This window comes from Cetobacterium somerae ATCC BAA-474 (assembly GCF_000479045.1).
GTDB classification, from domain to species: Bacteria; Fusobacteriota; Fusobacteriia; order Fusobacteriales; family Fusobacteriaceae; genus Cetobacterium_A; species Cetobacterium_A somerae.
On sequence record NZ_KI518085.1, the window covers coordinates 1 to 2130 of the forward strand.

At 22.0% G+C, this 2130-nt stretch carries 2 protein-coding genes; both read left to right on the plus strand.

What is annotated here, in order from left to right:
* On the plus strand, window positions 1–1069 hold a 1069-nt coding region (locus tag HMPREF0202_RS15205; protein ID WP_023051801.1), incomplete at its 5' end, for a hypothetical protein.
* A gap of 102 nt (window positions 1070–1171) precedes the next feature.
* Window positions 1172–2130: acyltransferase family protein (locus tag HMPREF0202_RS02495; protein WP_023051802.1), on the plus strand; the 959-nt coding region annotated here is incomplete at its 3' end.

Genomic DNA, 2130 nt, shown 5'->3' on the forward strand with positions numbered 1-2130 from the left:
TATTATAGGAATAATTTCAGTAGTAGGAAGTATTTCCCTAATACAGTCATATAAAAATAATTATCCAGTAGATAGAGTTTTAGATCAATTATTGGTAATAGTTGTAATGTTTATAGGATATGACTTGCTTTTTAAAAAATATGGTTACAAAAAGTTATTTAGTATATATTTAAAAGTAAGTTATTTTATATGTTTATTAGGAATATTACAATTTTTAGTTTTTATATTTTTAAAAATAGATATATTAAAATATCCAATAGGAAGTAGTTATAAAGCGCTACCAATGTTAAAATATGGAATACCTAGAATAAGAAGTGTTGCTTATGAACCTGGTTGGCTAGCTCAAACGCTAGTACCTGCTGTTATTTATAGTTTAGAAGTTTTAAAAATTTCAAGAAAACTTCAAAAAAAATATTTAGTAATAATTTTTGTATTTTTTATGACTATGTCTACTGGAGCATTGATATCTATTCCTTTATATTTTATATTAGTGAAATTTAAAAATAGAAAAGAAATAATGTCAAGTATATTTACTGTAATTATATTAGGGTGGCTGACTAAAGATGCTTGGATAAATAAAGTAATAGATACATTATCAAGCTTAAAAAAATTACAAACAGGTGTTTTTCATGATATAAATGCCAGTTCTTTTGCTATTTTATCCAATCTTTATGTTGCTTTAAATAATAAAAATTTATTTTTCGGAGTTGGGTTAGGAAATCATCCGTACAGTTATTTTAGAAATTTTATCGATAAAAAAATAGGAGTGTATCATTTTTATGGATTAAATGCTATGGATGCTTATTCACTTTTAACAAGAATAATATCAGAGTTAGGAATTGTTTGGACTTTATTGTTTATAATAAGTTTGATTATGAATATTAATCTTAAAAATAATATTAAATCAATTATAAATATAGGAGCTTTTTTAGGTATTTTTAGTTTTCTAATAAGAGGGGGGTTATATACTAAATTTGGAACAACATTTATTTTACTCCTGTTTTACTATACTAGAAAACAAAGACAAAGAAGTAGAGAAGTACAAAATAATACTCTTGATTCTATATAGGAAAAAAGAGAGGATAGTCTAAAAAGTATTGAAATATAAAAAATAAATCATCAAAGGGAGGTACTATAAATAAAAAGAATAATAAAAGAGCACAATAGAAAGATGAGTATTCTTAAAGGAATTGGTATTTGTTTAGTTGTTATTGGACACACAAATAGTTTTTTAGTTAAATATGTATATCTTTTTCATGTTCCTCTATTTTATTTTATAAATGGATATTTTTTAAAGAGTACTTTCCATACATTTATAGAAAGGAAAATATATTTTAAAAGAAAGGTATTAAAATTATATATTCCATTTATAACTATAGTGTTGACAATGGTTTTTTTGCACAACATTTTTTACAAAATATATTGGGTTAGAGACTATTATTCGATTAATGAATTAATTAAAAATATATTGAAAGCTTTATTTTTTTTAAATTCAGAAATTTTATTAGGAGCTATTTGGTTTATCCCATCATTATTTTTATCTTTTTGCTTGTATATGTTTTTAAATACAATTTTTCACAAGAAAGCAATAGTTATCTCAAGCTTTCTTTTAGTATACGCACTAGTTTTTTCTAGTGGAGATGCATATATAAATAAAGTTTTAGAAATAACTTTTATTGGTCAATTTTTTATGCAATTAGGAAATATATATAAGAAAAATGAGTATAGAATTAAGTTTAATCTTTTATTAGGAGTTATAGCAATATTTTTATTTATAATTTTAGGGAACAATATAAATATAATAGATATAGCTAATAGAAAGTATTCAGAAATATATTTATTTTTACCAGTGACGTTGTGTGGTATTTATTTGAGTTTGTATGCTACTAATTTATTAGATAATGTAAAGTGCATAAATAATATATTAAGTTTTATTGGAATAAAAAGTTATGTGATTATGTGTTTTCATATAGTAAGTTTCAAATTTTTAAGTTTTTGCTATATAGTTTCAAATAAATTGAATATAGAAAGATTAATTGAATTTCCAATATTAAAAGAAACTAATATAGCTTATTTATATATACTTTTTGGAATTTTTTTACCAATTTTAGTAGATATAATTTTAGTTTT